This is a genomic window from Pseudoalteromonas sp. XI10, assembly GCF_001469895.1.
Taxonomy (GTDB): domain Bacteria; phylum Pseudomonadota; class Gammaproteobacteria; order Enterobacterales; family Alteromonadaceae; genus Pseudoalteromonas.
The window spans coordinates 248,680-275,015 of record NZ_LOPY01000047.1 but is presented as its reverse complement, the minus strand read 5'-3'; the positions used below and the strand labels follow the sequence as shown (position 1 = coordinate 275,015).

Below are 26,336 nucleotides of genomic sequence, written 5' to 3'. Positions count from 1 at the left end.
TCATCAATTGAATAGCGTTGTGTCAATTTTTAGTCCAAAAGTAAGCTACATTAGGGGCTGTTATTCGCACCCTGTTTTTAATCCTGCTATGCTACGCCCAATAGCAATCACTGAGTATTTGAGATGATTAACGATAACGATGTAATTGAAACATTAGACGAGTTAGAAACATTTTTACGCCTAGTTGAAACTGGCGGTTTAGGGCTTGAGAATGTAACAGGTGTTGCCCTTGCAACTAATAATAGTGATGGCCGCCCATTTATTGCGGTACTTGATGATAAACATCAACTTATACTGGGCCGTTACGTGACAAGTGAAGTGTATGAAAACGGTAAAGATATGGTGCGTTACGGCACTAAAAAGCCGCATTAATCATTACTGGTTACGAGTTAAAGTGGGGCGAAGACGCCCCATTTTTATTGGTATTCGGCAAGCTCTCTGTGAATGCTCATTACCAGTTCATTAGGAATGCATAATTGGTTAGCGAGCGTGTCTAAGTAGTGTTTAGAAATAGTTAGGTTTAAATCAATTGCGCTGGCACTAGCTGCATATACTTCAATACCCATTTGTGCGTTAGGCACAGCGGCAACTAACTCTGATAGTTGCATTGGTTTTCTTAGTTCATCAAACAGCATGGCCTTTTCTTGCACAGACAATTGCATTGTTTCTACTTGTGCGAAGATTTTTTGTCTTTCTGTTTCATCAATGTGGCCATCAGCATAGGCGGCTGCAATCATAGCGCGCATCAGTAATAATTGCCCATCACTATGGTTATCGTCGATTACATCATTAAATGACTGCTCAGGCAGCGTGGCGGGGGTAAAATCAAAACCACGAGAACTAGTTTGCTGAACTGGAGCCGCTTTTTGTTCTGAGTATTGTTTATAGGCTTTCCAAGCAAGGCCACCGACAGCAGCAAGCGCACCATATTTTACGGCTTTTTTACTGCTCTTTTTAGTTTTTCCGCCCATTAAGCTCGTTAGTCCGCCGCCAGCAACGCCTCCTAAAAAACCACTCAGCGCACCTGATTTATTTAAATTACCCACTAACTTTTGTAAGTCTTTCATTGTTCTCTCCTTGCAGTTATGTGCCCAGACTAGGTGATTTAAAATGAAAAGGAAATGAGATAAATGTTACAAAACACATCAGCTAACAATTATCTGCTTTAGGTACTTGTCTTTAGCTTGCTTAAAATACACCCAGTACTATAAGTTAGGGTTTCTGTTTAATTAATAATAAGGAAAAACTCATGGCAGATAATTACACACCACCTGAAGCAAGCCTTCAGATGGCATCTGAAAATAACTCAGGGCAGGGGAAGGTAGATGATTTACCCGAGGGCATTAAAGGCTTTAGTTGGGGGGCTTTCTTGCTAAGTTGGATTTGGGCAATTGGCAACAGCACTTGGATTGGCTTATTGGCCTTAGTGCCTTATGTTGGTTTTATTGTGTCGATTTATCTGGGTTTTAAAGGCCGAGAAATGGCATGGCAAAATAAACGTTGGGATAGCGTTGAGCATTTTCAACGAGTACAAAAACAATGGTCATTTTGGGGCGTGTTGATCATTGGTGGCATATTTTTATTGGGTATTGTAGCGGCGATAGCTATCCCTGCTTACCAAGCCAATGTCTAACTTATAAATAGAGCGAAAAGCCAGTATTTACTGGCTTTTTTTATGCCTGAAATGGTCAAAAATATGTGTTTGATTACTTACTGAATAATTATGTTTTTCATTCTTTGTTTTACGATAATCGTAAAATAAAGTTTGACAATCATAAATCTGCTGTGTACTTTTTAGACTATGAAAATACGAATCAACCTAGATATAGAATTGGCAAAGAACAAAATGCAGCTAAAAGAGCTATCTCAGCGCATTGATATTTCTATGACCAATTTATCATTACTAAAAAACGGAAAAGTGAAAGCGATCCGCTTTAGTACACTTGAAGCTATTTGTGAAGAGCTTAATTGCCAACCCGGCGATATTTTGGTGTACGAACGCGATAGCGAATAACTTTACAACGCAACAGGATTTTGGAGGGCATATGCTCAACCGTGACTATTTACTACCCGGCATTGCAGCAGGATTACTTGCTGTCATTTTTCCCATGTACTGGATTTCAGTTTTTGGCGAAACACTTGATGGCTTAGGAGAAGCGCTCAAGCTTGATTTACAAAGCTTAAACTTTTCAGACTTTGTGTTCGTGCTCATCGGTGCACTTGAAATTTACGTGTACTTGAGTTTACGCAAGGCACTAAAAGATATGTTTGATGTTGAAGGTGTACGCATCTTGTTATGTGTGTTGGCGGTGTTGGTATTAGCTTTTCATGCCACTGTGTTATGTGATGTTTATCTTGCCGTAGCTGGTGATAAAGCATCGAATGATGTAGTAGAAAGTATTTCAATTATTGCCATGGTGGTCTCGGCTGGGAGTTTAGGCTTGTATGCCTTAGTGGGTTTGATCACAGCCGCGTTATTACTAACAAAGCGCCATGGAATGTCATCGTTGCTAACGGTGTTTTCTATCCTATTGTTGCTAATGTGCATCTTACAGCTAACGGTGATTTTTGCTTACTTGAATGTGTTTTTATTCCCAGCAGCATTATTAATTTTAATGGTGTTCTTTATCAAAAAACCTGAGCAAATCGAAGTGATTTAACAACGCTTTGTAACACAAGGAATAGGGTATGAGCTGGTTTAAAACGATTCTGTTAACGCTATTTTTGTCATTTGTTTGGGCTGCTACCTGTGTATATGGTGGTGTCAGTGGTTGGTTTTTAAAACCCATTGCAGAAACGGGCAATACTGAGCAATTTATTGCTAACAGTCAGGCGCTGATTGCCAACAATCACGCAAACATTGCTTATGTTTTGATTGAAAATGGCCAAGTGGTTTTTCAAGATTACTCAAAAAGCAAAGTTGAAATAACCGCAAATACTCTGTTCCCCGTGGCATCGCTCAGTAAATTTATTACCGCCTATGGCGTGATGATTCTGGCAGAGCAGCAGGTCCGTTTAGATCACGCGATTAATGAGCAACTGACGGGTTGGCAGTTACCTGAATCAGAGTTTGATAATCAAACTGTTAGCCTTGCTCATCTGTTATCTCATACTGCGGGGCTTGGCGATGGTTTGGGCTTTGCTGATATTCCTTTAAATGAAACCGTACCAAGCGTGCTTGCGTCGCTAAACAAGCCGCTATCATCAACGGGTGTGCGTGAAATTAAAGTCACCAAGCCTGTGGGCGATTTTAAGTATTCTGGGGGCGGCTATTTAATGCTAGAGCTGCTGGTAGAAGAAAAAACGAATCAACGCTTTGCAACTTGGATGGCTGATAACGTCTTTAAGCCAGTCAATATGACTGATGCCAGTTACGATGTAATCACTGAATTAGACAACATCGCACCTGCTTATGATAAAAGCGGGCAAGCTGCTGGGCATTTTCAATACGCATCGGCAGCGGCAACAGGCTTACTGGCAAGTAGCCATGACTTAATCGCTTTAGTGCAAGCATTAACATCACCTGAAACAGGGCAGTTAAGCTCACAAATGATCAGCACCATGCGAGAGCCATTGGCAATTAGCTTAGGCGCACCAATTTGGGGGCTAGGTACCATGCTTTATGCGCCAACAGCATCGGGAGATTTTGTGTTTGGCCATGATGGCGCAAATGAACCAGCAATAAATAGCACACTTCGCATCAACCCAGATAACAATGATGCAATCATCGTACTTAGTAGCGGCGGTGAACATATTGCATCAAAGCTCGGTTATGAATGGACGCTTTGGCAAACCGGTTACCCCGACTTTTTAGCGTTTGATGTTGCCGTGCAAAGTGCTTTTGTACCCTGCTTAATAGGCCTTGGCATCATCTTGATAGGTATGCTTGTAGTGCGTTTTAAAAAAGCGAAATAAGCAATTGATGATAGGTTTAAATTATTTTCTGCTTTACCCTGTAATTAGTAGCATTGTCATTGTTCATTAACGTGAACAGCTATAGTATTTGCTTTACATTGATTATTCAGGGTAGGGCGCATGTTACGATTTTTTTCTATAGACCAAGGTGTGATCACAGAAACTGAGCCAGCTGCTGATACGCCTCTTGCAACCGCCATAAAAAATGCCCACTGGATTGATACCATAAATCCGACCGAAGAAGAACGACAAGCACTGGCAAGCACGCTTAATATCACATTACCTGGTGCTGATGATGTTGAAGAAATCGAAGCTTCTTCCCGTTGTTTTATTGATCATGAAGGTTTGCATGTGCATGCGCTTTTCATGTCACCAAATGAAGGGCGCTTTAATACGGTAACCGTGGCTTGTTTGCTACAAGACAACTGCTTGCTGACAATCCGCGATGATGAACTAGCCGATTTTCGTCTATTACGACTGCGTGCTCGGAAAGGGCAGGTAGCGTGTGATAATCCGAAGCAACTTTTGGTGACTTTATTTGACCAAAAAGTCGAAAACCACGCTGATATGCTTGAAGACATGCATCACCAGTTAGAAAAACTTAGTGCCTATGTACTTGAAGAGGATGACTCTGACTTAGAAGAAGCTGTTAGTCGAATCTCTCGCCTTGAAGATAACAACGGTAAGGTGCGTTTATGTTTGATGGATACGCGCCGAAATATTTCGTTTTTACTGCGCTACCTAGGAGCGCCGACAGAAGATCGCGAGTCACTACGTGAAATTGTGCTCGATATTGATACCCTTATGTCTCACTGCACATTTTTGTTTGATAAGGTGAATTTCTTAATGGACTCGACTCAGGGTTTTATTAACATCGAACAAAACCAAATTATAAAAACCTTCTCAATTGCCTCTGTGGTGTTTTTACCGCCGACCGTCGTCGCCAGTATTTATGGGATGAATTTTAACAGCATGCCTGAACTTCAATGGGCATGGGGTTACCCGTTTGCAATTGGCATTATGTTGCTGTCTGGCTTTGCACCTTACTTGTTCTTTAAACATAAAGGTTGGTTGTAACAAAGCATAAAAAAGCCCAGCAAATGCTGGGCAAGGGGTCTTCGGATAGACCTAGGGGGTTTAACCTTTAAATGGGTTTATCCTTTCAATTCGCCGGTAGACGATTCGATATGTGCACGAACAAACCATTGGAATTGTTCTAAATCAGCCAGTTGGCCTGTGATCATATCTTCAGATACTGGGTCTAGCTCACCAAGCTTTTCGATAGCTGCACGGTGATCTTTATTAACACCGTTGTACACTTTATCAAGCGCCGTTAGGTGGTCAGTGACTAAGCCTTTACCAATTGAATAATCTTGCCAAGTACGGCGTTCTACAATTGATTGTGGTGTGCCAACAGGTACGCCGCCCATAGTTGCAATACGCTCTGCAATCGTGTCAGTCATCTCTTGCACTGCGCTTACTTGCGGGTCTAACATTTCGTGTACACCAATAAAATTAGGGCCAACAACATTCCAATGAATGTGTTTTAAAGTGAGGTGTAAATCGATTAAAGCGACCATGCGCTGGTCTAGAATAGCAATCGTGTCAGCTGCAGCTTGGTCTTTAACACCGGGTGCTGTAAATTCTGCGATTTTTGATGATGAATTACTCATTACTCCTCCGAGATTATCTATAAATTTCCTTTCGCTTTTAAATTAAAAAGCGTGTGTAGTTATATAGAAGCAAGCGTTGTGCCTAAAATAGAGTTGCAATTAAGTTGTTGAATTTTAAGGTTTAATTTATTTTATTTTGAGGCAGGGTGGTTGTGGTGAGGTATGACTATGAAAACTCTGCACACCTTGTGTAAAAAATTCAGTGTGCAGATACAAATTTACGACTTAAGAAAGTAATGCAGCTGCTAAACGAACAAAGTCAGATGAGGTTAGAATTCCCACTAGGTTGTTATCTTTATCAACCACAGGCATGCAGCCATGACGGTTTTCAACAAAAAACTTAGCAACTTCGTGTAGCGGTTGCTCGGGCGAGATACTAGTAAAATCGGTAGCCATAATATCAACCACTTTAGTTTGCTTTTCTTTGCGTTCAAGGGCGCTGGCGCTGTAATTCGCCATGATATTCATTACCTGAGCAATCATAATTTTTTGCGTTAGCATGCCAACCAAACCACCATGCTCATTGATCACTGGAATATGGCGGACATTTTTCTCTTTCATTAAATTATGAGCATCATGCAGGGTATTTTGCGCGCTAATGGCGAATGGGTCTGGCGTCATCAAATCACTAACTAGGTGTGTCATGGCTAAATCCTTACAATTAATCAAGTTGTGGTAAGTCTAGCGCTTATCGAGTTAATTGCACTTTAGTGAGATCAAAGTTTTAGTGGTTAACGGTGCAAGTACCTGCATTACTTTGCTGACAATAATGAAAGTCTAAATAATAGTGAGACTTAGCTGGTCGTTCACCTTTAGTGAGGTATTGATACATCAATTCAGCAGATAGACGGCCCATTTCAAATGGGTTTTGACCAATATTGGCCGATGATAATCCTTGCTGTAATACTTCTAATTGCATTTGCTCAGTATCGGCAGAAACGATCACCACCTCTTGATTAGCAATACGTTGCTTATGTTTAGCAATCACGTTTGCATAATTAGAGTTAAATTGGGCAAAGCCCGCTACCGCTAAAAATAGTGGTGGATTTTCAAGGTTAAGCAGTTTGTCGAGCTGGCCGAGGGAGACCTCTCGTTTTCCTAAGCTATACAAAGGGCATCGATCAAACTCACTCCAGCCATTTTCACCGCTTAAACGTTTATCTTTTTGCCCAGATAACGCATAGCGAACACCTTCAATACGCTTGTTTAAATTAGGTGTTGTTGAGTGTCCTGATTGAATACAAACTTGGTTATTTTCTTTGTTGGTGAATTTTTTTAATTCGTTACCTAAGGCCACACCATAGTCAAAATTATTGGTACCCACATAGGCTAAACGGTACTGCTGATCTTCCTCGAGCAGATCAGAGTCAAAAGTGATCACTGGAATGTTGTTATCTTTAAGCTGTTTTAATGCTCTTTCAACAAGGTAATTAGAATCTGTGGTTGCGATTAATAAACCACTAATGTTGTTTCTGCGAACAAGGTCGGTGATCACTAATACTTGCGTGCGAATATCTTGAAAGTCTTTGGGGCCATCGTAAATACATTCAAAATCGAGATGCTGTTTTGCAAATTGCTCACACCCTTTAAAGGCTTGCTGATAAAAGCTATCGTTTTTAGTTTTACCCACAACAGCCACCACATATTTAGCCTGAATTGGTAGGGAAAAAAGCCAAAAACTGGCGCATAAAAGTAACCAGTTTAATTTAAAATTTAATAATACTTTTAAAGACATAGCACTACAAATTGCAAGTTAAGTATAAGCACGAGCTAATTATAGTGGTAGCGTCTTAATTTACAAGATTGATGGAAAAGTCTTCACTTTTTTATGTTGTTAGTTCTTTACGGTTGCTTCTGGGTATTGATTTCTATGCGGTTTCTACCATTATCTTTCGCATCGTAAACAGCTTTGTCTGCGCGATTTACCAAGCTTTCAAAGCTGTCTTTTGGCTGCCAGCTAGTTAAACCAAAACTAGCAGTAACCGTAATACGGTGTTCTCGATAAGCGATTTGACTTGTTTCGATGGTTTTACGTAGTTCTTCTAAATATTTTGTAGCAGAGTCTAAATCAGCAGCAAAGAACAATAATAAGAACTCCTCACCACCGAGCCGACAACATAGGTCTTCCTTATTTAAATGATGTTTTATTAAATCAGAAAAAACCTCAAGTACTAAGTCGCCCCCTTCATGGCTATAGCTGTCGTTTATTTTTTTAAAGAAATCAATATCAACAATACAGGCATGGAGTATAGAAGTTTTATTTGGGCTTAAAACTTGTTGCTGTTCGATAATGAATTGCAGCCCGCGGCGGTTATAGAGTCCGGTAAGCGGATCTTTTAAAGACAGCTCCAAATAGCGTTTTTTTTCATCCACTAACAGGGTAGTGATGAGACCGAGGCCAGTCATAACAAACACGGTTGCATGGGCTATAACCGTTAGAGAGTATAAGGTCGCTAAATTGTGTTCATGGGTAATAATACTCAGCTGTGAAATAGGCACTAAAAGAAGAATACACTGCGCCATCGACAACACTGTATTACCTATGTTCTTCTCACATACAGCACGCTTTGTTGTGTAGTAAATAAGTGCAGGTAGCACGCTTAGTGTAAAACAAGCTTCAATAAGGGCAAGTTGATTTATATTTTGAGTAAGAAGGGCAAATACAGAAAAAATAGCACCATGCGCAATAATTATCTTATTAAATCGGCTGGGTTCGTCGTGGTTATAAATGGATAATTGCAGTAATGTCATGGAGATCATATAAATTACCACACCAGAGCGAAAACTTGGCGTAAGGTCTAATAAGTCTTGGATCCAAAGCCATGCAAAGCCAATTACACCAAGGTAAAAAAACAGGTTAAATAAGTAAATCGAGCGGTTATTAAAACTACTGCGCATCAGGCGCGTGGCTATAATGGAGCAGGTTACTACCGTAATGAGTAAGAAGACAAAAAAGCCGTGGTAAAAGTAATTCTCTACGTTATTAGCCATGAGTCGCACTGAAAAGCTCTAGGTAAATAAAGCTTAGCACAGGAAAAATTACTCATCTTTAAATCCTATCTATGATTCAAAAATGCTTTAATCGTTAGTTCATTTATTGATAGCTAAGCTTTCAATATACTACTGACAAGTAAAGCTTGCTCAAATTAAAACAAACTAAACATCACTGAAGCGATTAATAGTATTGCCATTAGGTAGTTAAATGCTTTTAAGCGCTTTGGGCTGGCAAGCCAGTGCTGTAGCTTTTCTCCAAGTAGAGTCCACGAACTAACGCATGGCAGGTTAATTAAGCCAAATACGAGGCTTACGATTAACACAGAGGTGAGGTTTTTGTCTGGGGCATACAAACTAACCGCGCTTAATGCCATTGCCCACGCTTTTGGGTTCACCCATTGAAATAGTGCAGCCTGAATAAAAGTAAACGGCTTACTTTCACTGCTGGCTTTTTGTTGTGCGTTACTTGTGGCAATTTTAAACGCCAGATAGAGTAAGTAAGCAATGCAAAATACCTTTAATATCAAGTAGCTTGGTGGAAACAAGTCAAATAGCTGCATGATGCCAAGGCCCACTAAAACCAGCATCAACATAAAGCCAAGCGTCACGCCAAGTAAATGTGGTGTGGTTCTTTTAAAGCCAAAGTTAGCACCTGAGCTCATCAACATTAAGTTATTTGGTCCAGGGGTAATTGATGACACCAAAGCAAATAATGCCAAGGCTGTTAAAATTTCAAAACTCATCGCTATCTCTCCATTTGAATTTAGATGCAATTATAAGTTGTAATGCGCGCAATTTTTGCGCTTAATGTTGTTGCGTATATTTAAATTTCACAATCAAAAATGAAAAAAGATAAAATTAACGACAGAATATTGCATGAGCTTAAACGCAATGGCCGAATTGCTAATGCCGAGCTGGCAGATAAAGTGGGTTTATCGTCATCGGCATGCCTTCGTAGAGTGCAAGAGCTAGAAAAGCTTGGGGTTATTGCAGGGTATCGGGCGGTTATTAATAATCAGGCTGTTGGCTTAGGATTTATCGCTTATGTTGGGGTTGGTTTAAATGAGCACTCAACAGTATCTCAGCGAGCATTCGAACACGCTCTTGAGTTTATTGATGAAGTAAAAGAGTGCCACAATGTAACTGGCTCGTTCGAATATTTGCTGAGGGTTGAGACGGCGGATCTCAAGTCCTACAAATCGTTTCATGCAGATGTACTCGGCTCAATTCCACAAGTACGAACCATTACCACTCATGTGGTGATGGAATCACCGAAGGATGAACGCGCTTAACAATAGAGGTTGTACCTTTTTTGTTATTAATTTATTGCGAGCTATAAGGCCTTAGTCTAGAATCTTCGCGTTAAAATAATAATATATAAGGAAATTACGTGAAAACGTTTAAGCCTCTTTTGGCGTTTATAGTTTTAGGTTTATTAGCTGGCTGTCAATCTACAACCGAAACAGGTGTATCGATGGCACGCTTTGAGAGCCCAGAGATCAACAGTGATCCCTTTCATTTTCGTGCAACCGTCGGTACAGATACAAGCAAGATCATTGCGAAAGATACCAGCGAGAGTACATCAACGAGTACAGCATTAACGACTTCGATGAGTATGACCTTAGGTTATTCGACGGAGCTTACCCTAGGGGCTGGTATTGGTGGCGATCATGATTATGAAAAATATGCTATTAAGCATCAGTTTTATGGCAGCCCTTTAGAATCGGCCGTCGAGAAAAACTTCTCTATGGCTGTCAGCCTTGGCTATATTCGCAGTGAAGATGCGGGGTATGGTCCACTATTAGCGGGTAATTATGATGACGATACCTATGATTGGGATTTATCGCATGATACTTATGATATTGCACTTATTTCAGGATACCGATTAAGCTCAAAAGCCTTATTATACGGCAGTGTCTTTTATCAAAAAGGCACTATCGATGTTGATTATACCCAGATGTATTATCTTGCCAGCGAAGAAGAGGCTGTGTTAACTCGAGCATGCAGTGATACGCCAGAGCAATGCCTTGATTTTAGTGCTGATTACGACGGTCATAATGCAGGTGTCAGCATTGCACTTGAATATGCATTTACGCATTGGTTTGCTATTACAGGTGAAGCTGTTTATAAATCGATGAATTGGTTTGATCGCAGTGAAAGCGAGACAGCGGCAAATGTAAACTTTGAATTTAGGTTCTAGGTTCAGCTTTTCGAGAAAAAGGCATTAGCAATCGCTAGTGCCTTTTTTGTAATGATTGTTATAAAAATACATAAGCTGCTGGGAGTAGCATACCGCTAATGACTAAGACAGAGCGGCTGCCCCATGGGCTATTTTTACCCTTGATCATAAACAAGCCGCTGATTGCTAAAAACAGCAGCAGCCCAGCAAAAATATCAGAAAAAATCACCCACGAAGCTTTTGTCTCGTTCAAGTGTAAGCGGTTAAATGCTTGAAATACATGACGAGGCTCAATAGCTTCATAGCTTATGATATCTTTATTGAGTTTAAGGCTGAGGTTGTTACCGTTTTTTAAAAACACCTTAAACTCTTGCGGCGATACCCAATAAGAGGCTTTTACCGGCTCGCTTACATCAGCATGGGAGATAATTTGCTCAATCAACAACTCGTCATTATCTAATTGCCACGTTTCATCGCTCACACTGATTTGCTGGTGGCTTACTTTGTAGTTTGGGTTCCAATCATCTTTGTGGTTCACTGCAATGCCAGAAACCGCAAAGATAATCACTAAACCAACACAAAAGTAACCAATATCGCGGTGTAAGTTTCTGTTTAACTTAAACCAGTTGATACTTGATTTATTACTCAATGATTTCAACTCCGCTCGGTACGAGCTGATAAATAGCCATTGCTTCAGTCACTGAGTTTACATCAAAACTTTCGCCGGCTTGCTGCGCTTTGTGAGCAAGTAGCGCTTTAGTGCGGCCAAGGCTAAGCTGAATTTTATCGAGTTTACCAGTTACGATAGCTTTACTGCCTTTAGCCGTCATCGGGAACACCATGTCGCCATCTTCAACTTTGATACGTAAGTTTTCAAAGCGCTTGTCAGATGCAATTGTCATCCAGCAACCACGTTTTTCGCATACCCCAGTGATAGTCCCTTCCACGGTAATTGGACTTGCAAGGTAATCGTCTGGTGAGGCCATAACCGTCGAAATTTTAATGAGTTTGTCACTGTCGACTTGATTGCCAAATTGTAAGCTAAAGGCGTGTTGGCTAAAGCTTAAAAGCGCCAATGAGAATGCAATAAATGTTTTTGATTTTAGGAACATAGCGGTTGCTTCTTAAAAATAAATTAAGCCTTAGTTTAAGCGATTTACTTGTATGATAAAAGGCTAATGCGATTAAAAACTATTTGCAATTGAGGTTTGTGTAGTTCAATTGCTTTAATGTATTACGTGTTTTATCAGTTAAATCAAGCTTTATGACAATTTCGTGAATATTGTGATAATGTAACTTTTTATCCTTTCATTGCTTTATAATGCCTTTTTTATTTGTATGATAAAGCTGGTTTTTAGCTTGGAGTTAGCATGGTTTCACGTCGAGAGTTTTTAGTAGGGGCGGGCACATTAGCCTTTTTAGGATTATCAAAAAGTGCCATAGGTAAAGTGTCGTTAGGTGATTTAAAAACAACGGCTATGGGCTTTGGCCCGTTAATTCCCGATCCAGATAAATTGCTCGACTTACCTGAGGGCTTTAGTTATCAAGTCGTTTCAAGCCTAGGTGAGAAAATGTCTGATGGATTTACGGTACCCGATAAAGCCGATGGCATGGGCTGCCTAGCTCTTGGTAATGACCGTGTTGCATTAGTGCGAAACCATGAGCTTAAACCAAAAGATTTAGCGAAAGCTGAAGCAAGTATTGCCAATCATAAAACACCTCTGGCTTTTGATACTAACAGTGACGGTGTGGCGTTACCGGGTGGCACAAGTCATATCGTGTATAACTTAAAAACCCATCAAAAAGAGCAAGAGTACTTGTCATTGGTCGGCACTATTCGCAATTGTTCTGGTGGTATTACGCCATGGGGCACCTGGCTTACGTGCGAAGAAACCACAGATACCAAAGCCGATGGATTTAACCAAGATCATGGTTATATTTTTGAAGTACCCGCAAATAGCAAAGGCTTAATTAAACCTGAGCCATTAAAAGCCATGGGTCGATTTAACCACGAAGCGGCTGCTGTTGATCCGCGCACCGGCATTGTTTATTTAACTGAAGATAAAGGTGATAGTGTCTTTTATCGTTTTATTCCAAATGAATATGGCAAGCTGCATAAAGGCGGGCAATTACAAGCTATGGTGGTAAAAGGTAAGCCACAATTCGATAGCCGCAACTGGAATAATAAAGCTATGGGGCTACATCAAGAGCTTGAGGTTGAGTGGGTCAATCTAGATAACCCTGAAAGCCCGAAAGACGACCTGCGCCTGCGCGGATACAAACAAGGTGCGGCACTATTTGCTCGCGGTGAAGGTATTCACTGGGGAGATAAAGAGCTTTATTTCTGCTGTACCAATGGCGGTAAAAAACAACTTGGTCAGGTTATGAAATATCAGCCATCAGAATTTGAGGGCACAGATAAAGAAGCACAGCAACCAGGTAAAATCTCGTTGTTTGTAGAGAGTACTAGCAAAACCCTCTACAACTTTGGCGATAACCTAACCGTGTCACCTAATGGTCATTTAATAGTTTGTGAAGACCAATACACCGATGTGGTTGATAATCATCTTCGTGGTGTGACACCCCAAGGCCAAGTTTATAATTTTGCCCGCTTAGTGGCGCAAACCGAGCTGGCTGGTGCCTGTTTTTCACCAGATGGTAGCACTTTGTTTGTAAATGTTTACTCACCTTCAAAAACACTTGCTATAACAGGCCCATGGCATAAGTTTAGTGTTTAGGTATAGCCTATTTAAAATAGCCACTGCGAAGTGGCTTTTTTGTACCACGAAAATTTATGTTCCTCTTTTTATAATCAGCTGTTCTAGTTAGAATCACTTTGTTTTACAGGAAAAAATAATAAAACGAAAACGGAGTTGATATGTCTGTTACTGAGCAGAGTCGAGAGCAAGTTAAAGAAAAACTAGTTAAGCAAAGTCCACTTGCAGCCGCAATCGGCGTAGCGTGCTGGAGTATCCCAATCATTATTTTATGGATCACAGTATTTTCAATTAAAAGTGCTATTGGGCCTGTAATGTTAGTGATTAGCGGCGTACTCGTTGGCCTAGCTGTTCGTATTCATGGGCGTGGCTATGATCGTATCTTTTCAGTTATTTCACTTATTGCATACCTATCAGTAATCGCTGTTGCGCTCAGTTCGGAGGTTTTGATCAGCGGTACATTGTCTTTATCAATTTATGCTTTGTTATTTGCACTTGGCTCTTGGTCAGCAGCATTTATTGCACGTAAAAGCATTCCATTTATTGACCATAAGTTATTTGCTGAGGTGTATGAATCTGATGAGCTAGCAGGGTATAAAAAAATTAAAAATCATTGGTTGGTAGTATTACCTAGTACCCTAATTGCTACATCATGTTTGAGTTTTGCAGGCGCCGTTGTTGCATTTGCTCACCAGCAGTATTTGTCTATTGAAAAACAGGTAGAACAAGAGCAACATCAAGCTGCTAAGTTTAGAGCAAAACATATTCCGACAGATGATGAGTTTCTTGCAACCTTGTCTGACAAAAAAGCATTTAGCTATGCTTTTGCCTATTATTCCGGTCGTCACTTTGATGAACTAGGCGTTTATCAGGGGAATTTTCCGCAAGATACATTTAAATCAGAAACTATTTTACGTTATCTCGTTGAACATAAAAATGAACCTAGAGCGCAATTTATTCTGGGAAGAATGCTTGCTTTTGAGCGTGGTGAAGCACTAATGGCAAGCTCAAGACAGAGCGGTGATCAGTTCGCTCGGTTATATGACATTTATCAATTCGGTTGCCATATAGATGCAAAGCAAGGACGTACGCTATTGCAAAGCTTTAAAAAGCTCGTAACAGAGCAGTCGGTGATCATCGATATTCAGCAAATGCAGAGTAATGATTTTCGTGATTATTGCGACATTCTAGATGACACCGAATTTGATTACCGTTATATCCGTGATTACAAAAGCTAATCCCCAAGCTCACTAATTATTAGTAACGGAAAGTTTTTTGCCGAGCGGGGCTGCCAATCTGCAAACTCAATATTATTCACATTCAGTGTATTGAGTGCTTTTTTTGAGTAGCTCCAGCCTCTGGCTTTTTGAGCCACAGCTGCACGTTTTAGCTCTTTAGATAAACCAATGGTTAGCAAGTCATGATTAACCCCGCGTTTTGCATAAAAGGCTTTTTCACGAGTCACGGCTTTTGCGATTATTTCATTGTAATGAGTGCGTAAAGTCTGCCACTTGGTTGTTTTTTCTGGCTCTTTTAAATGGCTTACCATGGCATCAATATCGCTATCTCGCCAGCGAGCTGAAGCAGCATCGCCGTGCCAACCGACAATGGCGTTCTTAGCTATGGTGGTAGGGTTTCCTGCAAGCAATACGTAATTCGCACACGACGAAAAGCAAAATTGTTTTATATGAACTTTTAAATTATGCGCCAAAATTAATTCGGCGAGGTCCATACCTAAATCAACGTTTCCGCCACCACTGGTAATTTGTATGCTGTTTATGCTTGGCTGCTCAGCCAAAAGATGTGCAACATGTTGATTGTTTTTGGCACTAATTTCGCCCTGATAAATAATGCGCTGCTCGCTTAGTGACACACCGGCAAAGCTTAACCAAGGGATAATTAAAAACAGACTAAAAAATACACGCAACATAAAACGCTAACCTTATAAATTGTATGATAATTCTATCATGCTTTTAGGGTTTTTTAGCGGCTTTTTTGGCGCTGACTTTAGCTGCGTGTTTAGCAATCCACTTAGTCATTTTTTTCATTAAAGCGGGCGGAAAATCATGGCCCATTCCAGGCACAACTTTTAACTTACTGCGCTTTATTAACAGTGCGGTGTTGATACCCGCAGACAGTGGCATAACAGGATCAGCGCTGCCGTGAATTACTAACGTGGGCGCTTTAATCTTTTTTAGTAATTGCTCGCGATAAGGCGTTGCGGCAATGGCTGCAAGCTGACGTTTAAAGCCTGTTTGATTCGTGTGGGCACGCTCAATATAGCGTTCTGCGTTGGCGTATAAAGCATGTTCATCTTGTGGGTAGGCTGGGCTGCCAATGAGTTGGTTGAGCCTAACATTGTAATCAATCGCGGCTTCTTTATTACTGCTTCGGGGGCGTATTTTAGCGAGTTTTACCAATAGGTTAATGTTTGAACCAGAAAACGATAACGGCGAGCTACTCGACATAATTGAAGTTAAGCTCAGTACACGTTTTTTATACTTTGCCGCGGCAATTTGCGCAATCATGCCTCCCATCGAAGCCCCCACTAAGTGCGCTTTTTTGATAGCCAGTGCATCCATTAATTCTTTTACATCGCGAGCCATGTCATCGAGCGAATAGGGCAACTTTGCGCGAATGGGTAATCGGCGGCTAAGCCAATGCTTTACTAGACTCGGCTTGCCTAACTCATCTAACGATGAGGATAGCCCTGCATCACGATTATCAAAACGAATAACCCGAAAGCCTTTTTCTACCAAGCCAAAATAAAGCGACTCTGGCCAAACGGTAAATTGAGCACCTAAGCCAATAATTAAGATGATCACCGGCGCATTTTTATCGCCTTCATCTTGATAACTAATACAGATACCACTGGCTGTAAGGATATGTTCCATAGACTGACAAATAAGCTTACGCAGGTATCATCAGCTTAGTGTGTGAAGTTGGCAGTTTAGTGACAGTAAAAAAAAATACTGACAGTAGGAGTAATAGTGTAGTTAGAAAAATAGACAGCACATGACTGCATGCTGTCTATTTTCAGGGAGTTTTCTTAGAAGTAAGCGGTAACGCCAATCCAGAAGTTACGGCCTTTATCTTTAACGTTATAGTCGTCAGTGAATGTGACTTCGCTAACTACACCGCGACCTGTTAGGTATTCATACTCACCATCGCCATTTAGGTCGGTATAGCTAGTGCTATATGAGGTGAAATCTTCGTCTAATAGGTTGTTTACACGGGCATTGATTTGCACGTACTCATTTACATAAAACTGCGCACCTAAATTAAGTAGGTTGTAGTTTTTGTAATACAGCGCTTTGTCGTGCACGTTATCCCAACCGCGGTAACGGTCTGAACGATATACACCTTGTAGGTATAAGTTCATGAAGTCAGTCGCTTCCCAGTTTAGGGTAAGGTTTGCCATATGCTCAGCTGAGTTAGTTAATGGCTGACCTTCTTCAGGACCGCTCTTTTGTTCGCTATCAGTCCACGTGTAGTTACCGTTAACAGACACTGTTTTAGTGATAGTGTATTGACCAGCAATTTCAACACCTTGAAGGTCTACTTCGTCGATATTGATCTTTTGGCTGTAGCTATCGTAGCCAAGTTGATCGTACTGACCTAAGTTCACACAAGGGCGTACGTCATTAGTTTGCTCGCAGCTTAAAATAGTGTCGCCGCGGGCAATTTTGTCTTCAAACTTGGTGTTGTAGTAAGTCACATTAATGTTGTGATCGCCATCAAGCGAAGTCCAGTAAAGTGCAACTTCTGAGTTCACACTGGTTTCTGGTTCTAAATCTGGGTTACCCGCAAATGGGCTTGTGCCCTGACCACCAAATCCGGTGATACCGTCATAAAGATCAGTGGTTTGCGGCGTTTTATAACCTGTACTTACACCACCTTTTAAGGTCCAAGTGTCAGAGAGGTTATATACACCGTAAACGCGCGGTGATACTTGGCTGCCAAATACATCATGGTCATCGTAACGAGCACCTAATGTAAAGGTGAAGTTGTCAGTTGCCATCCAGTTATCTTCGGCAAAGATTGAGTACATGTTTTGCTCTTGTACTTGACCGGCTTGGTCACTTTCAAGGCCAAATACGCCGTCTTTTAATTCACCGTCGATAAGCTGGCCACCAATTGCTAGGTTATGGCTACCAAAGCTACCTGTGATAGGAATATCAAAGCGTAAGTCATAAGTATATTGGCTGCTTTCAAGTGGGCGAGCAGGGCGTGGTAAGAATGTTTCTTCGGCTAAGTCTTTACGTGCTTGCTCGTCCATGCCTTCGTATTCGCCTGTACCATCGTACATAGCTTGTAGCTCTAATCGCTCGCTTACACTCAGTGGTAAAGTACGGCCATTGTTTTGCGTATCAACATAAGATACAGAGGCCTTAACCGTTGCCCAATTAAGTTCACCATCGTAGCTGAGTGACCACCATTCACGGTCAAACTCTTGGTCTGCCGCATAACCTGCGCGCGGGTTTACTTGGCCGCGGCGGTCTTGCCAAATTGATTCAATGTTATCTTTAGTACCAAGCGGGTAAGTAATGGTGCCTGACTCAATGTCGTAGCTTGGCGTGTTGTCATACACTTGGCTTGAGTTATCGTAATCAAAACGTAAATGATGCGACTCAAACGGTGTATAAGTTAAAGTAAAACCATACTGCTCGTTTGTATTATCAACGGTACGACCGCCACTACCAAAACCTAATGAACGAGCATGTACAACACCATTAGGATCGGTTGCTGGTTCAAATGTTGGCGATGATGCTTGTTGCTCGTAAACGCTGCCGCGTACACCTAAGCTTAATACGTCTTTGATAAGCGGACCCATCACACTAAAGTCAGTGGTAATGTCATCACCAAAATCATCGTTTTGTTGTAATGAACGGCTAAAAGATACTGCACCGCTCCAGCTGTCAGTGTGCTTTTTAGTGATGATATTAATTACACCACCTAGCGCATCTGCACCATAAAGCGTTGATGCAGGGCCGCGAATTACTTCAACGCGCTCAATCGCATCGACTGGTGGTACGTGGTTAAACGCGTTACCACCAAAGTTGTTTGGATAAATATCGCCATGGTTATTTTGGCGTTTACCATCAATAAGTAACAGGGTGTATTCACCTGTTAAACCACGCATACTTACACTGCCTTGGCCTGTTTTATCACGAGTTGTGCCAATGTCGATACCTTCTAAATACTGCACAGCATCAAGTACTGAGGTGAAGGCATGAGACTTAATATCTTCATTGGTGATGATCGAAATACTTGCAGGTGCTTCGGTAACTTTTTGCTCAAAACCTGTTGCAGTGATAACTAAGCGTTCCATATCTTGTTTCGGCTTAGCGTCATCAGCAAAGGCTGAAAAATGTGTTGCTATGGCAAGTGCCAGTAAGCTTGGTTTTATTGATTTCATTGTAGGTTTCCAGTTCTTTTTGTAGGTTATCCCTTTGAGGAACGTTGCGTATACTACAGAAATGAAAAATACAATCAATAACTATTCTTATTTAGATTAATCTTTTTCAAGATCACTTAACAGTATTCACAATTAAGTAGCGTTTGTTTTTTAGCTAATTAATACCAACCCGCTTAATTAAGTAGTCTATTTTGAGGCAATAAAACCTCGTTGATAGCAAGGCAAAAATTTCGTTATTTAGTTGTTCTAAAGGAGAAATTTTTAACGCAGTTAGCGACAGGTTTAATCCCTCAAAATGATTAAGTATTATTGCGGGTTGGTATAACACGCTGTTACAAACAAGTTTTAGATTAAATACCCAAGGCAGATTCAGTTCCTGTATAGTGTTTTAATCATCATCATAAAAATTAAAATAATGAATTCAGATATCTCTTTAGCGCGCTTTAAGCAGTTTCCTGTGCTTATGTGGATCTTCTTATTTGGCTCGTTTATTACCCGTGGCAGCTATTACATGGTGTGGCCATTTCTCGCGGTGATTTTGTACGAAAAGTTTGCTTTATCGGCGACAGAAGTCGGTTTGATACTTACCAGTGCTGCGGTGATTTCGGTGTTTACCAGTTTTATTGGCAGTAGCCTCTCAGATAAAGTGGGCCGGCATACGCTGATGTACATTACTGGTGTGCTGTATATCATTTCTTTCTCGCTGTTGGCTGAGGTAGAAACCGTGGCCGGTTATGTGATTGTAATGACGTTATGCTCGATTGCGACTGCACTTTGGCGACCATTAACCAGTGCGGCAATTGGCGATATTATTGATGATGCACAAACTCGTGAGTTGGCCATGCAGTCGCTGTACTTTATTGTTAATGTGGGCTGTGCGGTGGGTCCATTAGCCGGAGTATGGCTAGGTTTAACAGGTGAGCAGTCGAGCTTTTATATTACCGCAGGGGCATTTGCTATTTTATTGGTGCTGCTTGTTTGGGGCTTTAATTTTAGTGATAAAGCCGTCAAAAATACTGCCGCAATCGACGAGCCTGAAGAGAAAAAACCAGCTGTACAAGGCAAGCAAATCTTACGTATTCTATTTGCAGATAAGCTGCTGCAGTGTTTAATTTTAGCCAATATTTTGTGCATGTTTATTTATGCGCAAATGGATAGTTCACTCATACAATACCTAACTCGTGCAGAGGCACCCGACCTACTTGCATTGATTTCAGCGATGATATTTACCAATGCGTTAGTGATCATTTCAAGTCAATTTCTGCTGTTAAAAATGATGGCGCGATTTAGCCTAACGGTGCGAATACAAATAGGCTTGGTGCTATTGATGGTGTCGCAGTTTTGGCTAGCACTTAATCCAATCGATTTATTTTGGGGCTGGATTGGTGCGATAGTGGTGATGAGTTTGGCCGAAACCATTTTGTTTCCGACGATGAACGTTCACCTTGATAGGCTTGCACCATCACACTTACGTGGAGCGTACTTTGGCGCGGCTTCGTTTTATGATTTAGGGTTTGCTTTAGCACCACTCGGTGGTGGTTTAATTTTAGATTATTACGATGGCCCAACCTTATTCTTTGTAGCGGGAGGGCTTTGCCTTGTGGTGATTTACTTATACGCCATACTCGAAAAGTTACCCAGACCCGATTTTGCAAACCCAAGCTCGTAACCTTTAAATAGCCCCTTTATGGGGCTTTTTACGCTCTAACAATTAATGACAGCGATATCAATTTACGTATTTTTTCCGAGATATTAGTTTGTAGTATCGGCTTATAATGTTAAAAAATTGTTTACCATACCGATAAGAACTCAATGAACGCACCTTACTCTTTGTGCAAGCGCTCGCTATTATGCTCGGCTGTATTGCTAACACTTGCTGCTTGTGGCGGCTCAGGCTCAGATGAAAAACAAACAACAACCCCTCCTGTAACCGAAACACCACAAAATCAAGCGCCGCAAATCAGCGGTCAATCACAGACTTTACGTGTTGGTGAAACCTTGAGTTTTAGCCCTGAAGTCTCTGATCCAGATAATGACCCACTTACTTTGTCTGTAACAAACTTACCAAGTTGGCTAAGTTTTAATGAAGCCTCAGCAAGTATCAGTGGCACGCCTGAGCAAGTAGGTAAGTATGCAAACATTGAGTTTACGGTCACAGATGGGCAGCTATCTGCACAGCTTTTGATTGATATTAATGTAGAAGCCAAACTTATTGAAAATACACCGCCAACGCTCACGTCTACTCCATCAGATAGCAATGAAGGCCAAGCTTATACTTACCAGCTAACATTTACTGATGCACAAAATGACACTGTGGTAGTAAGTGAAGTTAGTAAACCAGATTGGCTTAGTTTTGATGCGAATAACCTCAATTTTAGTGGCACTCCTTTGTTTGCGAATACGGGCGAACAGCAAATTCGTTTTCGTTATTCAGATGGCGAAGTGACGCAGCAGGCAGAGCAAACATTTAACATCGCTGCCAGAGCAAACTCAGCGCCTGTGGTGTCTCCACTGAGTAGTGAAGCGCGTGCTGAGCAGGCATTGAGTGTGCAGTTAATAAGTACCGATACAGACAACGATGAAGTGAGCTTAACCGTAACAGGTTTACCTACGTGGCTAAGTTTTGATGAGCAAACTAGCATCTTATCAGGCACCGCGAGTAGTGAAGACCTTGGTGAACATAAATTCACAATCACAGCCTCTGATTCACGTGAACAGGCAAGCTTTGAGTTTGTGTTAAACATCACCCAAAGTTATGTGGCCGAGGCACTCGAAACTGGCAATGCGCTGGTTGTTCCAAACAGTGAGTTATTACTTGATGCGACCATTAATGAAATTGATACCCACAAAGCGCGCTTTCAAAGCATTAAAAATAGCTTATTTGGTTTTGGCTCAAGCTCCGTCCTTGATAAATTAAGCTGGTATCCAACATGGGATGCAACGTTATTAAATGCCACTTATCCATTCAATGAGCCAGTTCTACTTACCAACAATAGTTGGCAAGATGGTTACGAGACAAAAGTCAGAAACCTTGCCGTTGTTGGTACTAGTGATGGGGAACAGGGCCGTTACTTAGTATTTGGTAGTAATCCATATCGAAATACCATTAACGAGCAAATGACTCAGTTTTTGAAAAACAGCACCACATGGTTAGCTGGCAGAGAAATAACCGCAGAGCAGCCACTTAAACTTGTATTAGCGCAACTTGATCAAAGCTATTACTTTCAAGATAGGAGCAAAACGCGAGAGTGGTTTGATAGTCAATATGAAGGCATGGTGAGCTATAACGACAATGCTAGTTGTGACAACGACGCTTTAGCGGCGTGTTTAACAACTGACACGGATGTACTGATTATCTCTCAGCATGAGCGTGAAGGATTAAATATTGATAATGTTGTGGCTGCAGTAAAGCAAGCGCAAGAAAACGATATAGCAGTGATCTATATTCAGCGTGATGGTAGCCAAACTGCACTAGGTAGAGCGTTATTTGAATTACTCCATGTGAGTGTTGCAGGTGATAACTATTGGCACCGATTAGAATTGGCACAGTGGAACCCAATTGCTATTAACGACAGTTTGCCAACCGATGCGCAAACTATTAAAGACTTACTTAGTCGCTTTAAAAGCAGCGAATTTAGTGTTGATTTAAGTGCCTGTGATAACCGTAGTTGCCCAGCTGAAAGCCAATATCAGCAACAGTTTAGTGATGCGGCAACTATCATTAATTCGGTTTTTAGAGGTTTTGACCAAGCGAAAACAGATATCTTTACAGAGCAGGGTTATCGCTTTTATCAGTTACTGGCGCTGCTTGCAGATCATTATCGCCAAGTTGTAAGCTTCCCGATGGATAAGCTAACCACCGAGAATACAAGCTTTTTTCGTGCCCTGTTTACTGATCATGCGGTATTAAATATACGTAAAGTTAACCCACTTCAAGTTGATATGGGTAATTTCAGCCGTAGTGATTTTAGTCATGTAACACCTAAAACCGTCACCGTGAATATGCAGAGTAAGGCGTATTTTCGCTCAACGGGTGTGTATGCCTTGCCGGGGCAAACGTTTGCTATTAAACGCACCGATAATCAAGCTGTGAATACTAAGGTGTTTGTTAATACTCTGCGTGATGGCGCAACACATTACATGAGCAGCAATGGCTATAATCGACCTGCTAAATTGCAGTCGGTTCATGTGCCTATAGAGACAAATGAAACAGTCTATTTCACGTCACCTTATGGCGGGCCAATTCAAATTGAGTTTGATAAAAATGATTTAGATGTCAGCTTTGAATTTAGCAATGTAGGTGAGCACCCTTATTGGCGTAGCAGCAGTGATGATGAGCGCTTTGCTGAGTTGCTTGAAAAAGGTGAGTATGATTGGGCTGAGGTCGCAACCGGTGGCTTTGAAGTGCATTCAAAGCTCGAGAAAATGCGTATTTCAATTAACGATGGTTATTGGCCTGTAGCGTCTGACTTCGCCCATGCAGTAGAGCGTTATACTCATAACTATCCGCATGTACTTGCTGGTTTCAAAGGGCCGGGCATCGATGTGGTTAGCGAAATTCATGACTTTGCGAGTGCACGCAATATCCAAGTGCAAACAATTGATATTGTAAAACATATGAATGCAGACCAACCGACCTGTGGTTGGGGCTGTTCTGGTAATCCGTATGACGCAGGTTGGAATTTTAATCCAACTGGGCATGGCGATATCCATGAATTAGGGCATGGACTTGAAAGAGGGCGCTTCCGTATCGAAGGGTTTGGTGGCCATTCAAATACCAATTTTTACTCTTACTACAGTAAGTCGAAGTTTGAAGATGAAACGGGCTTTTCGGCATCGTGCCAAAACTTGCCATTCGAAAACTTGTTTGATCATTTACAAGCCAGTAAACAAAGCGCAGATGCATTTGCTTACATGCAAGATTTAGCAATGTCTCAGTGGTCGCAAAGCCACGCTATTTATTTACAAATTATGATGGCCGCACAGGCACACAATAAGCTTGAAAACGGCTGGCATTTATACCCTCGCTTACACATTTTGGAGCGTGCGTTTAATCTAGCTGATAACAGCGAGACTAATTGGCAGGCACAAAAAGATGCACTTGGCTTTTCAAGCTACAGCTTGTCGGAGGCACAAAGCATAGGCAACAATGATTGGCTATTAATAGCGCTTTCAGAAGCAACCGAACTCGATTTGAGCAACTACTTCAGCATGTGGGGAATGGCAACGTCAGACAAAGCAAAGCAGCAGGTTAAAGCGAAAAACTACACGGTATTAGATGATGTTTACTATGCCTCATCTGCCACCGGCTATTGCACCACGTTAAATCAAACAGAGGTTGCAATTGATGGAGCTCAAAGCTGGCCTAAATAATACACCGCTTTGTTAAGTTGATTGGTATTTATATCTAAAACGCCAGCGAAAGATTTCGCTGGCGTTTTTACCATTAGATTAGTGAAATTAGCTACAACTGCTACCTTTATAACTCACACATTAAACGTTGAGGTGTAACATGGCTGTTTCTGCAATCCCAAAAGGTTTCCATGCGGTAACCCCGTATTTGGTTATTGAAGGTGCCACTAAGGCGATAGAGTTCTACAAACAAGCTTTTGCCGCTGAACTTGTAATGCAAATGCCTCTGCCTGATGGTGGGGTGGCGCATGCTGAAATAAAAATAGCCGACTCTCATATTATGCTTTCTGATAATTGCCCTGATGTGCAATTTAAGTCGCCGCAACAACTTGGCGGTACACCAGTGAGCATTATGCTGTATGTTGAAGATGTCGATGCTGTTTTTGCTAAAGCTATGTCGCTTGGGGCAAAAGAGCTACGCCCAGTACATGACCAATTTTATGGCGACAGGTCAGGGACTTTAGAAGACCCTTTTGGCCACATTTGGACTATAGGCACACACAAAGAAGACCTAACCGAACAAGAGCTTATGCAGCGCATGAGCGAGCTTATGAGTAAAGAGCAAGATGCTTAACACCAATCCGAAATAATGCCTAATCATTAAATTTTGACATTTAAAATCCAAATAATGGATTTACTCGTATGAATATTAAAAGCAACGAGTAATTCAATGAAAAAGCGTGTTTTATATTGGCTGCAAAATGACTTACGCCTAGTCGACAATGAAATTCTATCTGATTTAGCAGATTTTGATGGCGAGCTTGATTTAGTATTTGTGATTGAACCGCGCTGGTTTAGGCAAACTAACTATCAATCAAAACCGTATGGCACGCATAAATACCACTTTTTCCGTGAAAGCCTAGCAGCTTTTTCACAAGCCGTTGAGAAACTTGGGCAAACACTTCATGTGCTAAGTGGTGAGCCCGAGCAAATAATCAGTCAGCGATTACAAAAGTACGATATTGAAACTTTGGTTTGTACCGAGCAAGTTGGCGTTTATGAGCAAAAACAGCTCGATAAAATCAAAGTGTTATGTCCAGAAGTGACAGTGAAAACTTATCAACAAGATACCTTGTTTAAAGCAACGGACTTGCCTTTTCAGCTTGATGACCTGCCTAAAAACTTTACTGCCTTTCGCAAAAAGGTAGAAGCTGAGCCAACCTTTATAGCAGCGCCACAACAAGCGGTTAGCCACTTACCTCACCCAGTTCAACTATGCCCTGAGCAAGCTATAGATGATGTTCCTGTTCACTCAGGAAGTTTTAAAGGTGGCTTAATTGCAGCTCAGCAGCATTGTAATGCGTACTTTTCATCTAAAGCGCCAAGCAGTTATAAAGAAACTCGCAATGAGTTAGATGGCTTTAGTAACAGTACTAAGTTCAGTGTATGGCTCGCTGGTGGCACAATTAGCGCAAAACAGCTGTACCGAGAAGTTGAAGTGTATGAGTTAGAAAACGGTGCGAATGAGTCGAGCTATTGGATAAAGTTTGAATTACTGTGGCGTGAATATTTTAAGTGGCATGCAATGCGCTCTGGCGCAAAACTCTTCCAGTTTAAAGGGCAAAAGCACAGTGCGCCACTGACGACTTTTAATAGCCAGCGCTTTAATGCGTGGTGCCAAGGTCGCACGCCGTTTGCTTTGGTAAATGCAATAATGCATGAGCTTAATGCGACAGGCTATATCTCTAACCGCTCTCGGCAAATTGCGGCAAGTTGTTTAGTTAATGAGCTTGAACTGGATTGGCGCTATGGCGCAGCGTATTTTGAACAGCAACTCATCGATTACGATGTGGCTGCGAACTGGGGTAATTGGCAATATATTGCGGGTGTCGGCGTTGACCCTAGGGGCGGTCGACATTTTCATATTAATAAGCAAACAGCGCTTTATGATCCTTTGGCGCGTTACATTCGAAAATGGCAAGGAGATCAAACTATCGTAAGCACAATCGACAGTGTTGATGAGGTGGATTGGCCAAGGATTTAATAGCCTGCGTTAGATCAATATTCTTCACAGATTTTTAGTGTTT

At 41.4% G+C, this 26,336-nt stretch carries 25 protein-coding genes; 14 read left to right on the top strand and 11 right to left on the bottom strand.

All coding sequences use genetic code 11. The annotated features are described in order from the left end of the window. Positions 1 to 123: 123 nt before the first annotated feature. Positions 124 to 372: a hypothetical protein gene (locus tag AUR67_RS12960; RefSeq protein WP_058585583.1), complete on the top strand. Its 249-nt coding sequence runs from the start codon at positions 124 to 126 to the stop codon at positions 370 to 372. A gap of 44 nt (positions 373 to 416) precedes the next feature. Here AUR67_RS12960 and AUR67_RS12955 read toward each other — a convergent pair whose 3' ends face one another. Beyond that, on the bottom strand, positions 417 to 1,067 hold the full coding sequence (locus AUR67_RS12955; protein WP_058585582.1) for a tellurite resistance TerB family protein: 651 nt from the start codon (positions 1,065 to 1,067) through the stop codon (positions 417 to 419). Positions 1,068 to 1,249: 182 nt separating this feature from the next. On the opposite strand from AUR67_RS12955, the gene AUR67_RS12950 reads away from it, so the two are divergent. From AUR67_RS12950 to corA, 5 genes are all read left to right on the top strand, one after another. Beyond that, the gene (locus tag AUR67_RS12950) at positions 1,250 to 1,633 is read left to right on the top strand and encodes a hypothetical protein (protein WP_055021296.1); all 384 of its coding nucleotides are present in this window, start codon (positions 1,250 to 1,252) and stop codon (positions 1,631 to 1,633) included. A gap of 168 nt (positions 1,634 to 1,801) precedes the next feature. Continuing rightward, positions 1,802 to 2,014, top strand: coding sequence for a helix-turn-helix domain-containing protein (locus tag AUR67_RS12945; protein WP_054560716.1), 213 nt, complete (start codon positions 1,802 to 1,804; stop codon positions 2,012 to 2,014). A gap of 31 nt (positions 2,015 to 2,045) precedes the next feature. Beyond that, a complete protein-coding gene (locus tag AUR67_RS12940; protein WP_058585581.1) occupies positions 2,046 to 2,660 on the top strand; it encodes a hypothetical protein in 615 nt (204 codons plus the stop codon). Positions 2,661 to 2,688: 28 nt separating this feature from the next. After that, a complete protein-coding gene (locus tag AUR67_RS12935) occupies positions 2,689 to 3,915 on the top strand; it encodes a serine hydrolase domain-containing protein (RefSeq protein WP_058585580.1) in 1,227 nt (408 codons plus the stop codon). A 120-nt stretch (positions 3,916 to 4,035) separates the two neighbouring features. Next, positions 4,036 to 4,992, top strand: a complete 957-nt coding sequence (corA, locus tag AUR67_RS12930) for a magnesium/cobalt transporter CorA (RefSeq protein WP_058585579.1) — start codon at positions 4,036 to 4,038, stop codon at positions 4,990 to 4,992. A gap of 77 nt (positions 4,993 to 5,069) precedes the next feature. Here corA and dps read toward each other — a convergent pair whose 3' ends face one another. The 5 genes from dps to AUR67_RS12905 all read right to left on the bottom strand — a co-directional run bounded on the left by dps (position 5,070) and on the right by AUR67_RS12905 (position 9,325). Then, positions 5,070 to 5,588: a DNA starvation/stationary phase protection protein Dps gene (dps, locus tag AUR67_RS12925; RefSeq protein WP_058585578.1), complete on the bottom strand. Its 519-nt coding sequence runs from the start codon at positions 5,586 to 5,588 to the stop codon at positions 5,070 to 5,072. Between the two features lie 225 nt (positions 5,589 to 5,813). Beyond that, positions 5,814 to 6,233 carry an HPP family protein gene (locus AUR67_RS12920; protein ID WP_054551886.1) on the bottom strand — a complete coding sequence of 140 codons (420 nt, stop codon included), beginning with the start codon at positions 6,231 to 6,233 and terminating at the stop codon, positions 5,814 to 5,816. Positions 6,234 to 6,312: 79 nt separating this feature from the next. Next, the gene (locus AUR67_RS12915; protein ID WP_235591837.1) at positions 6,313 to 7,218 is read right to left on the bottom strand and encodes a substrate-binding domain-containing protein; all 906 of its coding nucleotides are present in this window, start codon (positions 7,216 to 7,218) and stop codon (positions 6,313 to 6,315) included. 212 nt (positions 7,219 to 7,430) lie between these two features. After that, positions 7,431 to 8,579, bottom strand: coding sequence for a GGDEF domain-containing protein (locus tag AUR67_RS12910; protein WP_082665636.1), 1,149 nt, complete (start codon positions 8,577 to 8,579; stop codon positions 7,431 to 7,433). Between the two features lie 155 nt (positions 8,580 to 8,734). Next, positions 8,735 to 9,325, bottom strand: a complete 591-nt coding sequence (locus tag AUR67_RS12905) for a LysE family translocator (RefSeq protein ID WP_055198399.1) — start codon at positions 9,323 to 9,325, stop codon at positions 8,735 to 8,737. Between the two features lie 99 nt (positions 9,326 to 9,424). Here AUR67_RS12905 and AUR67_RS12900 point away from each other — a divergent pair, with 99 nt between their 5' ends. Both AUR67_RS12900 and AUR67_RS12895 read left to right on the top strand, forming a co-directional pair. After that, positions 9,425 to 9,874, top strand: a complete 450-nt coding sequence (locus AUR67_RS12900; RefSeq protein ID WP_058585575.1) for an Lrp/AsnC family transcriptional regulator — start codon at positions 9,425 to 9,427, stop codon at positions 9,872 to 9,874. 98 nt (positions 9,875 to 9,972) lie between these two features. Beyond that, positions 9,973 to 10,782 (top strand): hypothetical protein, encoded by an 810-nt coding sequence (locus tag AUR67_RS12895; RefSeq protein ID WP_058585574.1) that lies wholly within the window; start codon positions 9,973 to 9,975, stop codon positions 10,780 to 10,782. Between the two features lie 58 nt (positions 10,783 to 10,840). Here the strand turns inward: AUR67_RS12895 and AUR67_RS12890 are convergent, their stop codons facing one another. Beyond that, a complete protein-coding gene (locus AUR67_RS12890) occupies positions 10,841 to 11,410 on the bottom strand; it encodes a PepSY-associated TM helix domain-containing protein (protein ID WP_058585624.1) in 570 nt (189 codons plus the stop codon). Beyond that, positions 11,403 to 11,873 (bottom strand): DUF4920 domain-containing protein, encoded by a 471-nt coding sequence (locus tag AUR67_RS12885; protein WP_058585573.1) that lies wholly within the window; start codon positions 11,871 to 11,873, stop codon positions 11,403 to 11,405. The genes AUR67_RS12890 and AUR67_RS12885 overlap by 8 nt, the downstream gene beginning before the upstream one ends. A gap of 258 nt (positions 11,874 to 12,131) precedes the next feature. On the opposite strand from AUR67_RS12885, the gene AUR67_RS12880 reads away from it, so the two are divergent. Together AUR67_RS12880 and AUR67_RS12875 are read left to right on the top strand one after the other, a co-directional pair. Beyond that, the gene (locus tag AUR67_RS12880; RefSeq protein WP_058585572.1) at positions 12,132 to 13,499 is read left to right on the top strand and encodes an alkaline phosphatase PhoX; all 1,368 of its coding nucleotides are present in this window, start codon (positions 12,132 to 12,134) and stop codon (positions 13,497 to 13,499) included. A 140-nt stretch (positions 13,500 to 13,639) separates the two neighbouring features. Beyond that, positions 13,640 to 14,716, top strand: coding sequence for a hypothetical protein (locus tag AUR67_RS12875; RefSeq protein ID WP_058585571.1), 1,077 nt, complete (start codon positions 13,640 to 13,642; stop codon positions 14,714 to 14,716). Here AUR67_RS12875 and AUR67_RS12870 read toward each other — a convergent pair. From AUR67_RS12870 to AUR67_RS12860, 3 genes are all read right to left on the bottom strand, one after another. After that, positions 14,713 to 15,408, bottom strand: coding sequence for a hypothetical protein (locus tag AUR67_RS12870; RefSeq protein WP_058585570.1), 696 nt, complete (start codon positions 15,406 to 15,408; stop codon positions 14,713 to 14,715). The two genes, AUR67_RS12875 and AUR67_RS12870, sit on opposite strands and share 4 nt — an antisense overlap. A 43-nt stretch (positions 15,409 to 15,451) precedes the next feature. Beyond that, complete coding sequence (locus AUR67_RS12865; RefSeq protein ID WP_058585569.1) at positions 15,452 to 16,372, bottom strand: alpha/beta fold hydrolase; 921 nt, start codon at positions 16,370 to 16,372, stop codon at positions 15,452 to 15,454. 155 nt (positions 16,373 to 16,527) lie between these two features. Continuing rightward, on the bottom strand, positions 16,528 to 18,897 hold the full coding sequence (locus AUR67_RS12860; protein WP_058585568.1) for a TonB-dependent receptor domain-containing protein: 2,370 nt from the start codon (positions 18,895 to 18,897) through the stop codon (positions 16,528 to 16,530). A gap of 415 nt (positions 18,898 to 19,312) precedes the next feature. Here AUR67_RS12860 and AUR67_RS12855 point away from each other — a divergent pair, with 415 nt between their 5' ends. The 4 genes from AUR67_RS12855 (at position 19,313) to AUR67_RS12840 (ending at position 26,293) form a co-directional block, all read left to right on the top strand. Then, positions 19,313 to 20,566, top strand: coding sequence for an MFS transporter (locus AUR67_RS12855; RefSeq protein WP_058585567.1), 1,254 nt, complete (start codon positions 19,313 to 19,315; stop codon positions 20,564 to 20,566). A gap of 143 nt (positions 20,567 to 20,709) precedes the next feature. Next, entirely contained in the window at positions 20,710 to 24,270 is a 3,561-nt protein-coding gene (locus tag AUR67_RS12850) for an ImpA family metalloprotease (RefSeq protein ID WP_058585566.1), read from the top strand. Between the two features lie 139 nt (positions 24,271 to 24,409). Then, positions 24,410 to 24,883 carry a VOC family protein gene (locus AUR67_RS12845; RefSeq protein ID WP_058585565.1) on the top strand — a complete coding sequence of 158 codons (474 nt, stop codon included), beginning with the start codon at positions 24,410 to 24,412 and terminating at the stop codon, positions 24,881 to 24,883. Between the two features lie 96 nt (positions 24,884 to 24,979). Beyond that, positions 24,980 to 26,293, top strand: coding sequence for a DASH family cryptochrome (locus tag AUR67_RS12840; protein ID WP_058585564.1), 1,314 nt, complete (start codon positions 24,980 to 24,982; stop codon positions 26,291 to 26,293). Positions 26,294 to 26,336 lie beyond the last annotated feature (43 nt).

Coding starts and splice junctions, on each gene's coding strand:
- AUR67_RS12880 (WP_058585572.1), top strand. CDS start 12,132: ATGGTTTCACGTCGAGAGTTTTTAGTAGGGGCGGGCACATTAGCCTTT.
- AUR67_RS12955 (WP_058585582.1), bottom strand. CDS start 1,067: ATGAAAGACTTACAAAAGTTAGTGGGTAATTTAAATAAATCAGGTGCG.
- AUR67_RS12855 (WP_058585567.1), top strand. CDS start 19,313: ATGAATTCAGATATCTCTTTAGCGCGCTTTAAGCAGTTTCCTGTGCTT.
- AUR67_RS12885 (WP_058585573.1), bottom strand. CDS start 11,873: ATGTTCCTAAAATCAAAAACATTTATTGCATTCTCATTGGCGCTTTTA.
- AUR67_RS12850 (WP_058585566.1), top strand. CDS start 20,710: ATGAACGCACCTTACTCTTTGTGCAAGCGCTCGCTATTATGCTCGGCT.
- AUR67_RS12875 (WP_058585571.1), top strand. CDS start 13,640: ATGTCTGTTACTGAGCAGAGTCGAGAGCAAGTTAAAGAAAAACTAGTT.
- AUR67_RS12960 (WP_058585583.1), top strand. CDS start 124: ATGATTAACGATAACGATGTAATTGAAACATTAGACGAGTTAGAAACA.
- AUR67_RS12950 (WP_055021296.1), top strand. CDS start 1,250: ATGGCAGATAATTACACACCACCTGAAGCAAGCCTTCAGATGGCATCT.
- AUR67_RS12920 (WP_054551886.1), bottom strand. CDS start 6,233: ATGACACACCTAGTTAGTGATTTGATGACGCCAGACCCATTCGCCATT.
- AUR67_RS12935 (WP_058585580.1), top strand. CDS start 2,689: ATGAGCTGGTTTAAAACGATTCTGTTAACGCTATTTTTGTCATTTGTT.
- AUR67_RS12945 (WP_054560716.1), top strand. CDS start 1,802: ATGAAAATACGAATCAACCTAGATATAGAATTGGCAAAGAACAAAATG.
- AUR67_RS12845 (WP_058585565.1), top strand. CDS start 24,410: ATGGCTGTTTCTGCAATCCCAAAAGGTTTCCATGCGGTAACCCCGTAT.
- AUR67_RS12940 (WP_058585581.1), top strand. CDS start 2,046: ATGCTCAACCGTGACTATTTACTACCCGGCATTGCAGCAGGATTACTT.
- AUR67_RS12865 (WP_058585569.1), bottom strand. CDS start 16,372: ATGGAACATATCCTTACAGCCAGTGGTATCTGTATTAGTTATCAAGAT.
- AUR67_RS12905 (WP_055198399.1), bottom strand. CDS start 9,325: ATGAGTTTTGAAATTTTAACAGCCTTGGCATTATTTGCTTTGGTGTCA.
- AUR67_RS12860 (WP_058585568.1), bottom strand. CDS start 18,897: ATGAAATCAATAAAACCAAGCTTACTGGCACTTGCCATAGCAACACAT.
- AUR67_RS12900 (WP_058585575.1), top strand. CDS start 9,425: ATGAAAAAAGATAAAATTAACGACAGAATATTGCATGAGCTTAAACGC.
- AUR67_RS12870 (WP_058585570.1), bottom strand. CDS start 15,408: ATGTTGCGTGTATTTTTTAGTCTGTTTTTAATTATCCCTTGGTTAAGC.
- AUR67_RS12910 (WP_082665636.1), bottom strand. CDS start 8,579: ATGGCTAATAACGTAGAGAATTACTTTTACCACGGCTTTTTTGTCTTC.
- dps (WP_058585578.1), bottom strand. CDS start 5,588: ATGAGTAATTCATCATCAAAAATCGCAGAATTTACAGCACCCGGTGTT.
- corA (WP_058585579.1), top strand. CDS start 4,036: ATGTTACGATTTTTTTCTATAGACCAAGGTGTGATCACAGAAACTGAG.
- AUR67_RS12840 (WP_058585564.1), top strand. CDS start 24,980: ATGAAAAAGCGTGTTTTATATTGGCTGCAAAATGACTTACGCCTAGTC.